This window comes from Phormidium pseudopriestleyi FRX01, from assembly GCF_017313335.1.
In the GTDB taxonomy this organism is placed as follows: Bacteria; Cyanobacteriota; Cyanobacteriia; order Cyanobacteriales; family Laspinemataceae; genus Laspinema; species Laspinema pseudopriestleyi.
Genome location: NZ_JAFLQW010000486.1, coordinates 1 through 17300 on the forward strand (window position 1 = coordinate 1; position 17300 = coordinate 17300).

At 45.1% G+C, this 17300-nt stretch carries 16 protein-coding genes; 7 read left to right on the forward strand and 9 right to left on the reverse strand.

What is annotated here, in order from left to right; genetic code table 11:
* Positions 1–94: 94 nt before the first annotated feature.
* Together J0895_RS18565 and J0895_RS18570 are read right to left on the reverse strand one after the other, a co-directional pair.
* Positions 95–1588 (reverse strand): UDP-N-acetylmuramoyl-L-alanyl-D-glutamate--2,6-diaminopimelate ligase, encoded by a 1494-nt coding sequence (locus J0895_RS18565; RefSeq protein ID WP_207089492.1) that lies wholly within the window; start codon positions 1586–1588, stop codon positions 95–97.
* Between the two features lie 449 nt (positions 1589–2037).
* On the reverse strand, positions 2038–2334 hold the full coding sequence (locus tag J0895_RS18570; RefSeq protein WP_207089493.1) for a glutaredoxin family protein: 297 nt from the start codon (positions 2332–2334) through the stop codon (positions 2038–2040).
* 36 nt (positions 2335–2370) lie between these two features.
* Here J0895_RS18570 and J0895_RS18575 point away from each other — a divergent pair, with 36 nt between their 5' ends.
* From J0895_RS18575 to J0895_RS18595, 5 genes are all read left to right on the forward strand, one after another.
* A complete protein-coding gene (locus J0895_RS18575; RefSeq protein ID WP_207089494.1) occupies positions 2371–2508 on the forward strand; it encodes a hypothetical protein in 138 nt (45 codons plus the stop codon).
* Positions 2509–2788: 280 nt separating this feature from the next.
* Positions 2789–3544, forward strand: a complete 756-nt coding sequence (gene cysH, locus J0895_RS18580; RefSeq protein ID WP_207089495.1) for a phosphoadenosine phosphosulfate reductase — start codon at positions 2789–2791, stop codon at positions 3542–3544.
* A 115-nt stretch (positions 3545–3659) separates the two neighbouring features.
* A complete protein-coding gene (sbcD, locus tag J0895_RS18585; RefSeq protein ID WP_207089496.1) occupies positions 3660–4967 on the forward strand; it encodes an exonuclease subunit SbcD in 1308 nt (435 codons plus the stop codon).
* Between the two features lie 117 nt (positions 4968–5084).
* On the forward strand, positions 5085–6416 hold the full coding sequence (locus tag J0895_RS18590; RefSeq protein WP_207089497.1) for an AAA family ATPase: 1332 nt from the start codon (positions 5085–5087) through the stop codon (positions 6414–6416).
* Positions 6413–7282 (forward strand): DUF4435 domain-containing protein, encoded by an 870-nt coding sequence (locus J0895_RS18595; RefSeq protein WP_207089498.1) that lies wholly within the window; start codon positions 6413–6415, stop codon positions 7280–7282. Before J0895_RS18590 ends, J0895_RS18595 begins: the two co-directional genes overlap by 4 nt.
* 102 nt (positions 7283–7384) lie before the next feature.
* Here the strand turns inward: J0895_RS18595 and J0895_RS18600 are convergent, their stop codons facing one another.
* Positions 7385–8356 carry an aldo/keto reductase gene (locus tag J0895_RS18600; protein WP_207089499.1) on the reverse strand — a complete coding sequence of 324 codons (972 nt, stop codon included), beginning with the start codon at positions 8354–8356 and terminating at the stop codon, positions 7385–7387.
* Positions 8357–8480: 124 nt separating this feature from the next.
* On the opposite strand from J0895_RS18600, the gene J0895_RS18605 reads away from it, so the two are divergent.
* Both J0895_RS18605 and J0895_RS18610 read left to right on the forward strand, forming a co-directional pair.
* The gene (locus J0895_RS18605; protein WP_242541403.1) at positions 8481–8708 is read left to right on the forward strand and encodes a hypothetical protein; all 228 of its coding nucleotides are present in this window, start codon (positions 8481–8483) and stop codon (positions 8706–8708) included.
* Between the two features lie 10 nt (positions 8709–8718).
* Positions 8719–9144, forward strand: a complete 426-nt coding sequence (locus tag J0895_RS18610; RefSeq protein ID WP_207089500.1) for a hypothetical protein — start codon at positions 8719–8721, stop codon at positions 9142–9144.
* A 45-nt stretch (positions 9145–9189) separates the two neighbouring features.
* On the opposite strand, the gene J0895_RS18615 is transcribed toward J0895_RS18610, so the two are convergent.
* From J0895_RS18615 to J0895_RS18640, 6 genes are all read right to left on the reverse strand, one after another.
* A complete protein-coding gene (locus tag J0895_RS18615; RefSeq protein WP_242541404.1) occupies positions 9190–9417 on the reverse strand; it encodes a DNA-binding protein in 228 nt (75 codons plus the stop codon).
* Positions 9418–9682: 265 nt separating this feature from the next.
* Positions 9683–12205 (reverse strand): S1 RNA-binding domain-containing protein, encoded by a 2523-nt coding sequence (locus J0895_RS18620; RefSeq protein ID WP_207089502.1) that lies wholly within the window; start codon positions 12203–12205, stop codon positions 9683–9685.
* A complete protein-coding gene (locus tag J0895_RS18625) occupies positions 12198–12374 on the reverse strand; it encodes a hypothetical protein (protein WP_207089503.1) in 177 nt (58 codons plus the stop codon). The genes J0895_RS18620 and J0895_RS18625 overlap by 8 nt, the downstream gene beginning before the upstream one ends.
* 406 nt (positions 12375–12780) lie before the next feature.
* Positions 12781–13575 carry a DUF928 domain-containing protein gene (locus J0895_RS18630; RefSeq protein WP_207089504.1) on the reverse strand — a complete coding sequence of 265 codons (795 nt, stop codon included), beginning with the start codon at positions 13573–13575 and terminating at the stop codon, positions 12781–12783.
* 166 nt (positions 13576–13741) lie between these two features.
* Positions 13742–16108, reverse strand: coding sequence for a CHASE2 domain-containing protein (locus J0895_RS18635; protein ID WP_207089505.1), 2367 nt, complete (start codon positions 16106–16108; stop codon positions 13742–13744).
* A gap of 12 nt (positions 16109–16120) precedes the next feature.
* On the reverse strand, positions 16121–17065 hold the full coding sequence (locus J0895_RS18640; protein ID WP_207089506.1) for a DUF1822 family protein: 945 nt from the start codon (positions 17063–17065) through the stop codon (positions 16121–16123).
* Positions 17066–17300 lie beyond the last annotated feature (235 nt).

A 17300-nucleotide genomic window follows, 5' to 3' on the forward strand; every position in this document is an offset into this window, starting at 1 on the left:
ACCTTGGCAAGGTTCGGGAACCAGAGGTGCTCTTAATTGTGAGGCAAATCCCCCTGAACATAAAAACCCTACTCTTGTAAGCATCCCAAACCCGTTAAACTACCGCCGCAAACCGTTGATTTAACGCCTCCCGCGCTTGTTCTCGGTCATCAAAATGGATTTTTTCCGTACCGAGAATTTGATAGTCTTCATGGCCCTTCCCGGCAATCACCACCCCATCCCCGGGTTCTGCTTCCAGGATGGCAGTCCGAATCGCCGTCGCCCGATCGCCAATCACCCGCGCTGAGATAGTCTTGGGAATCCCTGCCGCCACATCCCTTAAAATCTGTTCCGGGTCTTCCGTGCGGGGATTATCCGAAGTCACCACCACCACATCAGCCAGTTCAGCGGCAATTTTACCCATAATCGGACGTTTGGTGCGATCGCGATCGCCCCCACAACCAAACACACAAATCAATTTCCCCGAAATAAAAGGCCGCGTCGCCTTCAGCACATTTTCCAAACTATCCGGCGTATGAGCATAATCCACGATCGCGCTAATATCCTGGTCCGGTTTAATCAGCACCTGTTCCATCCGTCCCGGCACTCCCGGAAACTCCGGCAACACTGCCACAATCTCGGCCAATGGAATCCCAAAATGCAGGGCCGCCCCCACCGCCGCCAGCATATTTTCCACATTGTATTGTCCCACCAAGGGCAAAGAAAACTTCACCTCACCCACCGGCGTATGCAGCATTCCCTTCACCCCTGCCGGTTCATACTGGATATCACTCGTCCATAAATCCGCCTGGGAATTGTGGGTGCTATAACTCCACAGCTTATCCCCACTCAACCGTTCAGCCAAGCGTTGTCCATAACTATCATCAATATTCACCACCCCGCGACCTGCCAAATATTCGGCACTGAACAGCTTTGCTTTCGCCTCGAAGTAATTTTCCATATTTTCATGGAAATCGAGGTGGTCCTGGGTCAAATTGGTAAAAATCCCGACTTGAAATGGCAACCCCTGCACCCGTCCCTGGGCCAAGGAATGGGAACTGACTTCCATCACCCCAAATTGACATCCCGCCTGAATTGCATCACTTAACTGATGATTCAGGTCCACGGCAAAGGGAGTGGTATGGGTCGCTACTTGTTCAAATCCCGGCCACCGGACATACAGGGTCCCTAACAGGGCCGTGGGTTTTTGGACTTTCTGGAGAATAAACTCCACTAAATGAGTAGTCGTCGTTTTGCCGTTGGTCCCCGTTACCCCAATTAAATTGAGTTTTTTACCCGGTTCTCCATAAAACGCTGCTGCTACTTTGGCACAGGCAGCGGTCATATCTGCCACCGGAATGACCACTGCATGGGATGGCGAGGGATGTTTTTGCGCCGCTTGAGGACTGACTAATGCCGCCACTGCACCGTTGGCGATCGCCGAGGGCCAAAAATCTCCCCCATCCACACGGGTTCCCGGCATCCCGATAAATAAATCCCCTGGTTGGCACCCATGAGAATTGGTACTTAAACCCGTGACTTCGATTTCCAGGGCCTCCTTGTCAAGGGTCTCTAACAAAATGCTGGGTAATAACGCTTTGAGCTTCATCGTTTTAATTCCTAACAGGCAGTTGGGCGATCGGTCATGCAATCGACAGGGTAACGGGGTGGACTCCCCTCTTACAATGGTAGGTTTTTACCTTTAGGGTGATTCTCCGGTCCCCGGACCTTGCCAAGGTCCAGGTTAGGGTGGGGTCTTCTGGACGTGGCGATCGCCTGAGTTAAGCACTCTTTACAGCGATCGCGCCTGTATGTAGGCGGGGGACATCTCTTTCTTCGTGACGAAAGCGATCGCTTTCGTCACCGCCAACACTCTCCAGCCACTCATTCCTCCCTCTTGAAGCGCGATCGCGCTTCAAGAGGACCCCACCCTAACCCGGACCTTGGCAAGGTCCGGGGACCGTCGCTGGAGTTAAATTTGAAGCAAATCACCATGAGCGTAAAAACCTACCCTTGTAAGGGACTCCCCCTCCCCTCTCGTCTTGCATGATTTTTCGCCTATTTTGAATCATTTTTCGGAAAGTATTGCTGTAACATTTGCTGCACTTGCTCCACCGAGGCCCGAGGAGAGGGCCTCGGCAGGGGTTCCTCTTTTGGCGGAATTTCTGCGTCGGGGTCCGGGGTGCTCACGCAACACAGGACCGGGATTTCATACTCATAGGCGGCAAACCAATCCGCTTGGGTGGTAATGTCGCGCACCTCTAGTTCAAAGTTCAAGTCTTGAATCTGTTCTAGTTTTTCCTGCAACCCCTCGCAGAGGTGGCAATCCGGCTTGCTGTACAATATTAATCGCATTTTCTATTTACTCCAGTCCCCAACTGTGGTTATTTTATGGGAAAGCCAGCATTAATCATCATTGGAGTAGATGCCGCGATCGCCCAAATTAAGCCTATAATTTGGATTGGCATTTCAACCCTGAATGTCTGCGTCTTAATACTCAGAGGAGTAGGGTGGGCACGGCCCACATAGCTGTTCGGTGGGCAATGCCCACCCTACGATTGTTACGGCCCACATAGCTGTTCCGTGGGCAATGCCCACCCTACTATTGTTTCTGGTGGGCAGTGCTCCGATCTATTCCTTTGGGCAACTTCATAAAATTTTACCAAGCAATGTAATCCTTTAGGAATAGGAATTTCAAGCCCTTGGATAGAAGCAAGTACACTGCTAAACTCCTCCCTTAGAAATAAAATACTTATTCCCGACCAAGTTAGGGGTGTTTTAGGCTATGATTAATTTTGGAAACCCTTAAATGACTGATTACAGTAAAGAAACGAGCATGGTCAACTCAGTACAGGCACTCACCAAATCCACCACCAGCCTCGACCTTGATGAACTCAACCAACGATTTGAGTCATCCCATCCCCAGGAGATTCTGGCCTGGTGCATCAACAATTTTCCCACAGGGCTTGTGCAAAGCACGGCATTTGGAGCCACCGGCATGGTGGTCATGGACCTCCTCTACCGTGAACTGAAATCCAATCCCCCGGTGCTGTTTCTGGACACTTTGCACCACTTTGCCGAGACCCTGGAATTGGTAGAACGCTCTAAGCAGCACTACAACCTAGATTTGCATATCTACAAAAATACCGAGGCCAGCGATCGCCACGAGTTTGCCCAACATTACGGTACTGCTTTGTGGCACAGCAACATTGAACAATTCCACTATCTGACCAAAGTGGAACCCTTGAAACGGGGCTTGGAAGAACTCAATGTCGTCGCCTGGATTACTGGACGCCGGAGGGACCAATCTAGCTCTCGCGCTCAAATGCCGATTTTTGAACGGGATAACGATGGACGCATTAAAGTCAATCCCTTAGCGAATTGGACCCGTAAAGAAACCTGGAGTTACATCATGCAGCATGGTGTTCCTTACAATAGCCTCCATGATCAAGGGTATGGCAGCATTGGCGATGAACCTCTGACTACCCCAGTGGGTGCAGGCGAACATGAACGCGCCGGACGTTGGCGGGGTTCGGCTAAAAGCGAATGCGGTATTCATATCTAAGGGGAAGTTAATAGTCTTTTGTCCTCGGGTTTAAAGCAAGGCGATCGCGCCTGTTTGTGCAACTGGTAAAGAAACAAAGCACAATAGACAAAGGACAAAGGACTAATAACAACCCATGATTAAAATTCTGCATCTTTCAGATATCCATATCGGCAGTGGGTTTTCCCACGGGCGGATTAATCCAGCCACGGGCTTAAATACGCGGTTAGAAGATTTTGTCAGCACTTTGAGTCGCTGTATCGATCGCGCCATTGCAGAACCCGTGGATTTAGTCTTGTTTGGCGGGGATGCCTTTCCCGATGCCACACCACCTCCCTTTGTCCAGGAAGCCTTTGCGCGTCAATTTCATCGGTTAGTCGAGGTAAATATCCCCACAGTTTTGCTCGTCGGCAACCATGATCAGTATTCCCAAGGACAAGGGGGAGCAAGTTTATCGATTTATCGCACTTTGGGAGTCCCGGGATTTATTGTTGGTGATAGCCTCACCACTCATCGCCTAGAAACTGCTCAGGGTCCGGTGCAGATTATTACTTTGCCTTGGATTACCCGTTCCACCTTAATGACGCGATCGCAAACTGAGGGAATTTCCCTATCCGATGTGAATCAGTTATTAATTGACCGTTTGCGAGTCGTCCTAGAAGGGGAAGTCCGCAAATTGGACGACACGGTGCCAACGGTCCTGCTGGCGCATTTGATGGCCGATCGCGCCGAATTAGGGGCGGAACGGTTTCTGGCTGTCGGGAAGGGGTTTACGATTCCGATTTCCCTGTTAATTCGATCCGAGTTTGATTATGTTGCTTTGGGTCATGTTCACCGCCACCAGAACCTGAATCCCACGAACAATCCGCCGGTGATTTATCCCGGGAGTATTGAACGGGTGGATTTTAGTGAGCAGAAGGAAGATAAAGGGTATGTGATGGTGGAGTTAGAACGGGGACAGGCGAAGTGGGAATTTTGCCCGTTGGTTGTGCGAGCTTTTAAGACGATTAAGGTGAATGTATCGGAGGCGGAGAATCCTCAAGAGCAGATTTTAAAGGCGATCGGCAAACAGGAGATTAAGGATGCGGTTGTGCGGCTGATTTATCAATTGCGATCGCACCAAATTGATTTAATTGATAACGCCGCAATTCATCAAGCCTTAAGTGAGGCACATAACTACACCATTCAAGCTGAACTTGTCAGCCAACTCGCCCGACCCCGAGTTCCCGAACTGAATGCTGGGGCTGGAATTGACCCACTGAGTGCGCTACAAACCTATTTAGACAATCGAGAAGGCTTAGAGGATATCAAAACCGATTTGCTAGAAGCGGCAGAGGGTTTATTGGCCGGAGATGAACAGATGTGGCAATTTTCCTCAAATGCTGAAGATAGGGGACAGAAGGAGGCGATCGATAATGCCTCAGTGCAGTTAAAATTACTTTAGAATGACTTGACAAAATTAGACATTTGTGCTAAAAATATTCCCTAAACATGGGGAATAGTGGTTGCTGTAAAATAGAGGCCAGGTAACAATATCACCCTGGCTACACCCGAGGTAAAAATGAGAATCCATAAAATTTCGGTTACCAACCTTTTTGGTATTTTTAATCACTCCATCCCCTTAAATTTAGATGAGCGAATTACCATCATTCATGGTCCCAATGGGTTTGGTAAAACTATCTTACTAAGAATGCTCAATGGCCTGTTTAATTCCCGTTACTTGGAATTAGTGACAATTCCCTTCAGCGAATTTCGGGTCGAGTTTGATGAGGGTAGCCAGTTGGTGGTCACCCAATCAATCGATAAAAATCCCAAAGCTAAAAAGCACCCTGCAACCCTTCAATTGTTCGATTCGAGATTATCTAAAAGCGATAAATTTCAACTCATTGATGTAGCTTCTGATTCCAAACGATTCAAACAAATTAGCCAAATTATTGATACTGTTATTCCAGAAATAAACCGTATCGATTCTACAACATGGCTACATTTACCAACTCATGAGCAACTCTCTTTTGAAGATGTCATTACTAGATTTGGTAAATTTTTACCCGAACAATTAGGAAGAATAAACCCAGAGCCAAATTGGTTGATTGATGTCAAAAAATCTATGCCAGTGCGGTTAATAGAAGCTCAACGTTTATTAAATTTAAGTAATGTTTTGAGAGGGAGAGGATATACGAGAATTTCCTCCTCAATCGCCTCCGTTGCTGCCTACTCTGAAGAACTAGCCGAACATATTCAGAGCAAACTTGCTGAATATGGAGAATTAGCGCAATCCCTGGACCGAACTTTTCCAGCAAGAGTAGTCAAAACCACCGCACCCTCTGACTTAACTGCCGAAAAAATTCATGCCAAGTTAAGGGAAATCGAAGAAAAGCGATATCGCCTGATAGCAGCGGGACTTTTGAATCAAGATGAAGACCCCGATTTTCAAGTTGACCGATCTATTGATGACACCGCCAAAAGTATTTTATCCGTTTATGTAGAAGATGTCGAGAATAAGCTGAGGGTATTTGAGGAACTGGCTCAAAAAATAGAAATTCTCAAACGGATTATTAATAGCCGATTTTGTTATAAAAGTATCAGCATTAATAAAGAAAAGGGGTTTATATTTCAGGCTCATGATAGTAAGCATTTATCCCCGGAGAACTTATCATCGGGTGAGCAACACCAATTGGTCATGCTGTATGAGTTATTATTCAAAGCACAACCCAATTCCCTGATTCTAATTGATGAGCCTGAACTGTCGTTGCACGTTGCTTGGCAAGCGCAGTTTCTCAAGGATTTACAAGAAATCGCCCAATTGGTCAATATTGATGTGTTAATGGCGACCCATTCTCCCGATATTATCAGCGATCGCTGGGATTTGACCGTAGAGTTAAAAGGGCCATGAGAGAACATTTAACACCCGATCGCCTTGCGAACAAAATTCGCTTAATGCGGACTCAATATCAGGGAACATTTTTAATAACCGAAGGCGATACAGATGCACGAGTCTGGAAAAATTTAGTCAATACCAGACTATGTTCTGTAGAAAATGCTAACAACAAGCAAAAGGCTATTGCTGCACTCGATATCCTGGAAAAGGATAACTGTGCCGGAGTGTTAGCGGTTGTGGATGCGGATTTTGAGCGCCTAGAGGGGAACATATCCCTTACCCCAAATCTACTGATGACCGACAGTCACGATATGGAAACGATGCTACTCCAGTCCCCTGCCTTAGAAAAAGTTCTAGCTGAATATGGATCAGAAGACAAAAAAAACAAGCTGACGAAATCTACAGGTCAAGATATTCCTACCCTCCTGATTTTACCCGGAGTTTTTATTGGCTACTTGCGATGGTTGTCTCTCAAAGAGGGTCTTTCCTTAAAATTTGAAGATTTATCCTTTAAGAAATTTATTGATGAGACGACTTTAGCCTTAGATAAATTTAAACTAATCAAAACTGTTAAAAATAACTCACAAAGGCATGATTTAGATGAACAAATTCTTCACAAGCAGATAGAAGATTTAAAACAAAAAACTCACAACCCCTGGTCTGTCTGTTGTGGTCATGATCTCATCTGCATTCTGTCTATTGGACTCTGTAAAGCCTTCGGGTCCTGTAACACCAAGCAAGTCGAAACCATTATCCTAGAAAAAGATTTACGGTTGGCTTATGAACGGTCATTTTTTTCAAGGACAGAACTATACCAAGCTATTCTACAATGGGAAGCCGCGAATCAACCTTTTCAGGTTTTGGCTTCTATTGAAGAATAGAAATTACTTCTACAGAAGATTCAAACTTTTCTGCGCTATCGGAAGACCGGGTTTTATTTTAAGGTTGAAACAACAGAGAAAATATAAGTTTTTGCCATTATTTTAAGTCGTTTGAAAGTTATTTTGTACCATTGTTTTCTTGGAATTAGCCGCAACTTTATCCAGTTCTTCTACTTCCCCCGCATCTAAACTCCACCCCAGGGCACCGAGATTTTGTTGCGCCTGTTCTACACTTTTTGCACCGGGAATGGGAATCATCCCTTTGCAGATGCACCAATTGATAGCAACCTGGGACATGGTTTTATTTCGGTTTGAGGCAATTGCCCCCAAACAGTCTAACAAGGGCCGAATTTTGGGTAAAATATTCCGAAACAGGAACCCGCGAATCCCGGGAGGAAATGGACCATTTTCTGAGTATTTTCCGGTTAGCAATCCTAACGCCAGAGGACTATAAGCAATCAGTTGAATTCCTAGGCGATCGCAGACATCTTTTAACCCCAACGTCGTCACGGGATAGGTAGATAACAGAGAGTATTGAACTTGCAGGGTGGCAATGGGAACTCCGCGATCGCTAAACTTTTGATAAATGCGATCGAGACGTTTGGGACCGTAATTGGACAATCCGACTCCCTTCACTAACCCGCGATCGTATAAATCCGCCAATCCATCCAATAAAGACCACTCCTGCCAAGGCGCATAATTCGCCGTAGACCAATGCATCTGCACCAAATCCAGCCGTCCCAACCGCTGCGCCGATGCTTCCCCAGCAGATACCATCGATCGCCTCGTCAACCGCCAAGGATAAGGCGCTAACTTGGTCGCTATACAAATTTTGTCCGCATTGACTCCCTGATACTCCTGAGAAAAGCGCCCCAACAGCGTCTCACTCCGTCCATTCAGCTTGCCAGTGCCATAGGAATCGCCGGTATCGAATAAAGTTACTCCATTTTCGACACAAAGATTAAACACGGCTTGTAATTCCGCATCCATACTGGGTTCATATCCCCATAATAGCCGGTTACCCCAAGCCCAAGTACCGCAGCCCATTAGTGGAAGAGAGAGATTGGTTGGCATCGTCACAGGTGGTCAATGAGTTGAATAGGTTCTATCTTACAATAGGGCGTTGGTCATTTGTCGTTGGTCGTTGGTCATTTTCGGCACCGGGGCGATGATGATTTTGGGATAAAGGTGTGGTAAAATGGAAACTAAAATTCTAGGTCATTTTATGTCCCATCCTGAATTATTAGAAAAACTTCAACAGTTATCTCATGATGAGAAACTTGAAATCCTCCAGTTTCTCACCACAGAATTAGCCAAGGAAGAAAGTTTGAGAGCCTTGGATAATAGCACCGCTTATCGGGCTTGGTCGCCTTATGATTATGGGGATGCCGCTCAAAAGTTAATGAGTTTGTTAAAAGAGGAATAGGACAAGTCTGATGCAAAACTCCCAACGATTTCCTTTTATCGAACGCAGAAATAAGGCAGGAGAAGCAAATGTTTTCCCCTGTGTACCGATCACTTTGAGTTATCGAGATCAGGTTTTGGAAGTTTTGGGGTTGTTGGATACGGGATCGAGTCTGAATGTGTTACCTTATCATGTTGGTGTAGCGTTGGGAGCGGATTGGGAGGAACAAACGCTTTCCATTCCGTTGGCAGGTAATCTTGCGCCAGTGGAAGCAAGGGGTTTAGCCGTTATGGGGCAGATTAGCGATTTTCCACCTGTTCGTTTAGCTTTTGCTTGGGCTAAATCTGATGTGCCACCTATTATTTTAGGTCAGTTGAACTTTTTCATGGAGTTTGATGTCTGTTTTTATCGCTCGCAATTAGCCTTTGAATTATCTCCTAAATGTAGAGACAGTTGAGAGGAGCGAGTTTTAAATTGGGCTGAAAAGGTTTTTTTACAATCCTCAACTTTCCTCTAACCCATTTGACTTGCAGAATTGCAGCCGCTGATAAAGTTCTGTATTTTTGTTGAGAACGTATGCCATCGCGTTTGGAAACGAGACTTCCGGTTGATTCACCACTGCTTCCACTCCCATTAAGAGCAATTCTTCTACAGATACTCCCATATTAGTGGCAGTAGCTTCTAGTTTTAGTAGCCGATCGTCCGCAATTTTAAGGGTTATCGTTTTCATTGTTTTTATTTTGAGGCCCGATTTACCAATACCCATCATGGTAACACATCAAGTTCAGCTATATTTTCTGTGGAAAATGGGGTTGCAGATTGGTAATTGAAGGAGTCTGTGTAGGGGCGATCGCTTCACTGAACTGACGGTTCGTCCCTGGGGGTGTAGGACAGGGGCGATCTTTTTTATCCAGAGAATGTATTACCCCAGGGTAAAATACATCTCAACTATATGTTTAAGGTGAAATAAGGGTTTTCGCTACACGGATTAACACTTACAGCGATAGTTTTTGCCAAGCTTCAGGTAGTCTTGCTTCAGCTTCACTCATAACCTCATCCATATGTTCCAGCATTTCTCCTGAATATTCTTCTAAAACCTTTGTTGATAAATCTATTTTCATTCCATTGGGGGTATTATCTAGCTTAATAATTACTGCCTTAATTTTTTGATCCATGTTAAAGAATTTATCGATGTTGTCAATTTTGTCAATTTTGTCAGTAATTTCACTAATGTATAGCAATCCTTGTAGTCCATTAAATTTAACAAGAACACCATAATTTCGAATGCCTACAATTTTCCCTTCGGCTAGTTGACCAATTTTCAGCATATAAAACGCAGCTTCTTTTTCTGAGAGACATAAATTCTTGTTTTCAGGTTTTAATTCTAAAACAACCACTTTTAGCCATTTACCAACAAGAGATTGATTGTGTGGTTGTACAAGATGAGAGCGAGGGATAAATCCCTGTATATTGAATAGTCTGACAAGCGCACCACCGGTGTTGATACGTGTTACCTGCACATCAAGTATCTCATTATTAGAATATTTTTCTGCCAATATATTCCACGGATCGATGTCTGAAGTCTCTGGCGGATAATCAATATTTTTAGATTGTTGGACATCATTCAGACGTTCTTCTAAGGTTTGAATTTCATTTTTCTTATCTTCCAACTGAAACTCTAGGCTAGAGACTTGCTGACGTAATTCTTCAATATTTTGATTTAAAATTGAAATATTGGCATCAAACCCATCGGTTAAAATCTCAACTTCACGATTGCCGAATACTGGCAAATTCTCTAAATAAGCAGCATAAATTGCTGCACCCTCTGCTACAATAGGTTTAATGGTTGGCGGAGTTTGCCGTTTACCTGCACTTGTCAACACAATTTTATTTTTTGGCTCAAATTCTGGCTGAGGAACATTTTTGGGTTGTTCCTGATTCCGATTTGGCAAAGAGTTATTGCGATTTGAATTTTCTTCTAATTTTTGGCTCGCTTGAACCAAGAATAATGCTTCCTCTGCACGGGTTAATGCTACATATTTAAGATTCCATTCTTGTTCTAATTCGTGTGATTTTTGTCCCAACCATTTCAGAGGTAGTTTGTCATAATCTAAAATCATTACTCGTCGATTTTGCAGCCCTTTAGCCCGATGAATCGTGGATAGCATTACCCCAGGCTGCTCATCACTGAATAATCTTTCTAGTCGAGTACAGAGTTCTTCAATGGAAAAACAGTTAAATCCTTCGTAGCAAGCAATGATACTTTGACAGCGATCGCGTAAAGATTGAATCTTACCTTCATTGTCCAGATTAGATTGCAGCTTTTCTAATTTTTGCTGCTCCCAATCTTTTAAATATGTGGGTAGCTTATAATAAGTAAACCCTGAAATCTGAGAAATTTCTTGAGCAATGCTGGTAATAGATGTGCCGATATCTCGCCCGCGTACACGCGCCGGAATATTCTTGCTAATTAACTTAATACATAGTTCAACCAACGGTGCGGTTGTTCGAGATAAGATTAAATCTCCTGATTGGACTCTCTCAGAAACTTTATCTAGTTTAATTGCTTCAATATTTCCTTCTGGTGCATCTGGGCGTGGTTCAATATGTGGAACAATTTCTCTGGCCAGATTAAGATGGGAAGTTGGACAGCGATAACAGATAGATAAAGGTAGCTCTTTAGCCCTCGTTTCCTTAATAATTTCATCAACACTATCGCAATTAGCACCAGCAAATCCGTAAATCGCCTGGTGTTTATCTCCAACAAATAATATCCTTCCTCCTTGACCACGAGCACGTAAGGCCAACTCTAATTGAACCTTAGATAAATCTTGAGCTTCATCTACAAATATCCAATCATATTTAGGGACTCGTAGATGCCATTGTATTGGCAGATAAACCATATCATTAAAATCAATGATTTTGGCATTACGTGCAAGTTCTTCCCCACTGGCGATGATCCGAGTTGCTGCTGACAATAACTCATCGAATAGTATAGACTGCTCAAAGTCAATATCTATACCGAAGTGGCGAATCATATTCAATGTCGCATTGCGATCGCTGGGTTCAGTAAGAGTGACCATTGCAAAATGAACCAAATCGTTCAATTGCTTTGCTATTGTATTTTCATGTAGATTGAGGCTGGCTTTACCCCAACTATTTCTATCACCATATTTTATCTTTTTAAAGATTTCTTTAGCTTCTTTATTTGCTAAATTCCGATATTTATATTTATCTGGTGGTTGAGTTGCGCCCAACATTTGAAATGGGCAACTTTTGCCCAGGCTATGGAAAGTTCTGGCTTCCATATTCTGCGGAAGGTCTTGCCCTAAATTATCGGCAATAGTTTTATTAAATGCCAAAAATAATGCCTTGCTATCTTTTAGTTTTTTGGCCCCTTCTACTAAAGTTGTAGTTTTACCGCTTCCTGCTACGGCTTGGACAAAACCATCTCCTGAACCCGACTCGATCCAATTAAAGATGTTTTTTTGATATTGAGAAGGTAGAAAATTAGCCATTTTTCAATACTAGAAACAACTGTACCATTTTACAAAAACTGGAAATTAAACCATATATTTCGTTTTGCTGCAACGGCATCTGGGTGTCTTCTGCCAGGAATGCCTCGCCGAAACTACCGCTTCCCAGGGATTTTATGACTTTATAGCGATTGTTTAAGAGGATCGGCACGATGGGTACTCCTGGCTAGGGGTGGCTAAATGAGTATGAGGATCTGGGAACAGCGATCGCTTTTTACCGTCAATGATAAATTTTGCTAATTACCAATTAAAGCTTTTCTAATCTTTCCCGTCATCCGTATTTTTACTGGATTTTCTGAACATCTCAGGGATCCAGCCTGGATGCCCGGGGATGGCAAGGGGCGATCGCACAGTAGATTGACAATCAGCAGAACTCCTGAAATAGAGGGTTACACTTACTTATCGCCGTAGCGGACAACTTTTACGCAAATTGGGAAAAAAGTTTTTGGTCACTGGTCATTTGTCATTTGTCATTTGTCATTTGGTATTAATCAAGGGACCCGGGACCAGGGACCAACAACAAATGACCAAGGACAAATGACCAACGACCAACCCCCCTACTGCAATCGACTACAGCAACCCCCGATCGCCTCATCTGCCAAATGACCCAATCCAATGGATTCGAGAAGTTCTGTCCATTCTGCGGCAATCTCTGTATCCCCTGGATTATCGCGGCGCAGTTCGGCGAGGGTTGTGAGGGTTTCATGCCACAACCCATTCGCTGCATAGAGTTCGACGCGCTGCATCGGTGTTGTTGCCGCTTCTAGCTGACTGATAAGTGTGCTATCTGCTGCAACTCGTTGGACTACTCCTTCTACATAGTCGTCTTCGGCGCGAATTCTGGGATTGCATCGATAGGAGAATTGCCACAAGTATTGTTTGCCGATTTCTAACGGGGGTACGTTTTCCGGTAAGCGGAAGCTGATAATCCCTGGGGTATCGGAAATCGGGACGACGGTTTTGTATATTTCGGTGTCTTCTTCATCCAGAAGGACGAACTCTACTTCACGGGGTAGATTGGAAGGATACGGCACGTAGAACCAGAATGTGGGATGTCCGGAGAGGGTATAATTGACTTGAGATGCGATTAATCCGGTCAAGGGTTTATCCACTGGCGGACATGAGGTGCGACTCCCAGAACCTTCGCGACCCTCTGGCGGGTCCGGATCGGGGGGTTCAAATTCTGTGGCGATCGCCGAGTTCGCTGATGGCATTTGACGACTGTCCCGGCGTAATTCACTGCCAGATGTGCCGTAAACTCTGGTGACGGGTACGATGCCGGTGAAGACAATCAGGGCGATCGCGATTGGCAATTTCGCCGGGTTCGATGGTTTCCCCAAAGGATGTGACAAGGTTCTACTCCTCCATACAGGTTGACTTTCTGTTTACCTATCGCAGTCTAGGGATAAATTTACGCAAAGTTGTCGTTTGTCGTTTGTCATTTGTCATTTGTCATTTGTCATTTGTCATTTGTCCCTTGTCATTTGTCATTGGTCCCTTGTCCCTTGTTGTTTGTCTCTAGTCCCTTGTTGTTTGTCCCTTGTTGTTTGTCTCTAGTCCCTTGTTGTTTGTCCCTTGTCCCTTGTCAAAGGACCAATGACCAATGACCAATGACAAACGACCAATGACAATTGACCAATAACCAATGACCAATGCCAATGCTGGGGGGATGAGGGGAACCCAGGTGCTTTGGAGGAATAGCAGATAGCAGAGGAGATAGAGAAGCCCGATCGCCACGGGGATGGCACCGACCATCCTGATTCTACCTCGAATCCGCCATGCGATCGCACTTCCCACCCCTGACCACAGTCCAATCCATATCACTTCTCCCCACCAAACCCATACGCCAATCTGGGGACGACCGTCAAGGGCGGCACTAAGTATCTGACTCACCATCTGCGCCTGAATGGTAACTCCCCCGACTTTTTTAAACCGGGATTGTGCGACACTGTAAGGGGTGAAAAAAGATTTTGCATTGACGCTGGTGGTGGTGACTCCGATAATTACAATTTTATCTTTGACGAGGTTGGGGTTAAAATCTCCCTCTAAGACTTCAGTGAGACTGAGAGTTTTGGCAACCGACCCAGAACGATAATTTAACATCACCGACCACCCTCCAGTTCCCAGGGTTTTATATCCTCCGGTATTCGGTTGTATCGGGTCAAAAATAGCTTTTTCCATATAGATTCTGCCATCTTCAGCCATTTGGGGTTGAATGTTTTCAGCCTTGAGGTATTCTGTCGCGAGTGCAAAGCTTAAAGATACTTTGGTTTGGCATTCCGGTTGGCGTTTCATAAACAAGAGATGGCGACGGAGAATGCCATCGGGATCGATGACTACATCATCAAAACCCAATTGGGTTTTGGGGATTCCCACTGGCGATCGCACTTTTTCTCCATCTGATTTCTCAACGCTACAGACGGCAAATAAATTCGATTGCTTCTGCATCTGAGCGATTAATTCGGCATGACCCGGAGGAACGGGTAAATCTCGATATAGGGTTAACCCGATCGCTCGTGGTTGATGCGGTTCTAATTTTTGCAACAGTTGGGTTAATGTTGCATCGGAAATCGGATATTCTTTCTGCAATTGTACGTCATTTTCTGTGACTTCAACGATTAAAATCCGGGAGTCTGGTGGTTCCGGAGGACGCGATCGCATTAAATGGTCATACGCTTTTAATTCCCATCCTTGCAAGAGTCCCAACTGGCGGATTATGATCATCATCAAGGTGACTGCCAAAGGGATGAACCCCACGGTGCGATCGCCAACTTTAGAGAATTGCTGAGTTTCTGTTATCGGTTGCGATCGCCAACGCATTGGCACTTCCGCAGGATTTTGACAAATCACCGGCAACCAACTCGCACAGGGGAATTTATCTTCTAGTCCTTCCAACCGTTCCCGCGCTTGTCGCACCGCTAAATAAAAGGAAGAACCCCTAGAAAAAGCCTTGACAAAATGAACTAAAAATGCGTGAGCCACTCCATCAGCAACGGGTTCTCCCATGACGATAATTTGGGGAATTTGTAAATCCGCGAGTTCCTTGGCTAATCCTAACCCATCACAAGAATTAAAAATAGCCAACTGCAATCCGCGATTAATTGCCGTTTTGAGTGCCGATTTCAGATGAGAAATTCCGATTTTATCCCTCGGATTAATCGCCAGTAAACCTCGGTTTCCCCCTTCTTGAGTTTCACTATGACCCGCAAAAAATAAAATATCCCAACCGCGATCGTCCCACAACTGTTCGTCAACTTCCTGACGGGAGGGTTCCACCAAAAACACGGTTTCTGCATCGGGAATTTCTGATAAAGTAGAGCGATCACCTGTGATATCGATGCCGTTGCTATCTCCCAAAATGGCTAAAATTCTCATCTGCTTTCTGTGATGAGATTTTTCCACACGCTGATATTGAGGCGCGCTTAAAGCAATTTCGGCTTTCGGATAATCTGACAAAATTTTCCAGAAATGCCAGGGTAAACGACGCAGGCGATCGTCATCGGTTTCGAGAATCACTTGGATTTCATCGGAGTGGTGAAGATGCGATCGCAACTGGCGATCGATATTTCTAAAATCCTCAGCATTCAACCATTCATCCATGAGTTGAACATATTGAGTACAAATATCCGCAAACTCCACTTGAGAAACATTGGTAATATCTTCACGGTCGATTTTGATGCGAGGACGCCATCCAGGGGTGCGATAAAGTGCTTGATAAATAAGCTGCCACCGCCGATAAATCGCCTCTAATTCTGCCGCAGGAGGTAAAGCGCCGATAAATTTCAGTGGACGCGGATTTTCCGGTTCCCAAAGCAGCGCGGTAACGTTGGGGAAACCTGCGAGCAAATTGCCATATCCGAGATTGATAACAACTACTTTTGACAAGGGAAAACAGTTTTAAATTTCAAAGGTTTCGACAATTGTGGCATTTTCTAGCGCGACTTGGATAGAAAAGCGTTCCCCCGGTTCACCCGTAAAGCGGGGAAGTTGGATATAGTTATCCTGACGGCGCGATCGCACTTCTTGGAGCACATCCCCCTCCGGCGATAGCAATGCCAATTTCAGATTTGGCGGTAAATAAGTTTCTCCATCTGGGGGATACAGTCGCACTCTCACAGCAATGCGATCGGGTTCTGGTGTTAGCGCCACCAACAACACCACCACTTGAGTATCAAACTGCATTTCTAAGTCTATCAGTTTTGCGCGTTCCACTCCCCCATCGCCTTCCCGTGGAGAATTTCGGAAATTATAAGCGAGATTTTCTGTGCCAAAAATTGCTTCAAACGATTGCCAAGAATCTGCAAAAGAGCCTTGCAACCATTGACTAAATAGCACAAACGGGATGGAAGATGCGATCGCATTCGAGGAAGAACCGCTCAGGTGCAACTCGGCCAATGTTGTCAGCAAGGTTTCAATGGTTTGTAACTGATTGAGAGGGAACTGTTGGCGCTCAATACTGTTGATAAATCCCAGAATAGTCGCTTCCTTCAGCGAGTCTTGGATTTGGACCACCACATAGCCAATGCGATCGCTCCAAACTTCCGGGGGAATGTGACAATTTGGCTCATTTTCTCGCATCGGACGACATTCGATCCGTCCCAATCCCCTCACGGGTAAATCAGCAATATCACTCCCTAAACGAGCGATCGCATTCCAACTTTCTGCCGCACTCAGTTCCGTGGCAATTCCCATCCATTCCAAATAATCATTCACCACGCAAACGGCCAGGGTATTAAAATAAACTTGTTCGGCTTTCTGACGATTCGGTTGTTCGAGTGCAAACTGCTTCGCAAGGCGGCGCGAAGTTCTCCCAATCAACATCGGTATGGTAAAATTAGTCATGGGTCATTCGTCCTTAGTCATTTGTCGTTTGTCGTTTGTCGTTTGTCCTTGGTCATTTGTCATTGGTTTGTTGGTCCTTGGTCCTTAGTCATTGGTAGGTGGTGAAGCCACCGTAAGTAGTCATTGGTAGGGTGGTGAAGCCACCGTAAGTAGGTGGCTTCACCACCCTACAAGTGCTTTGTCATTTGTTATTTTTCCTTAGTCCTGAGTCAAATGACCAACAACAAATGACCAA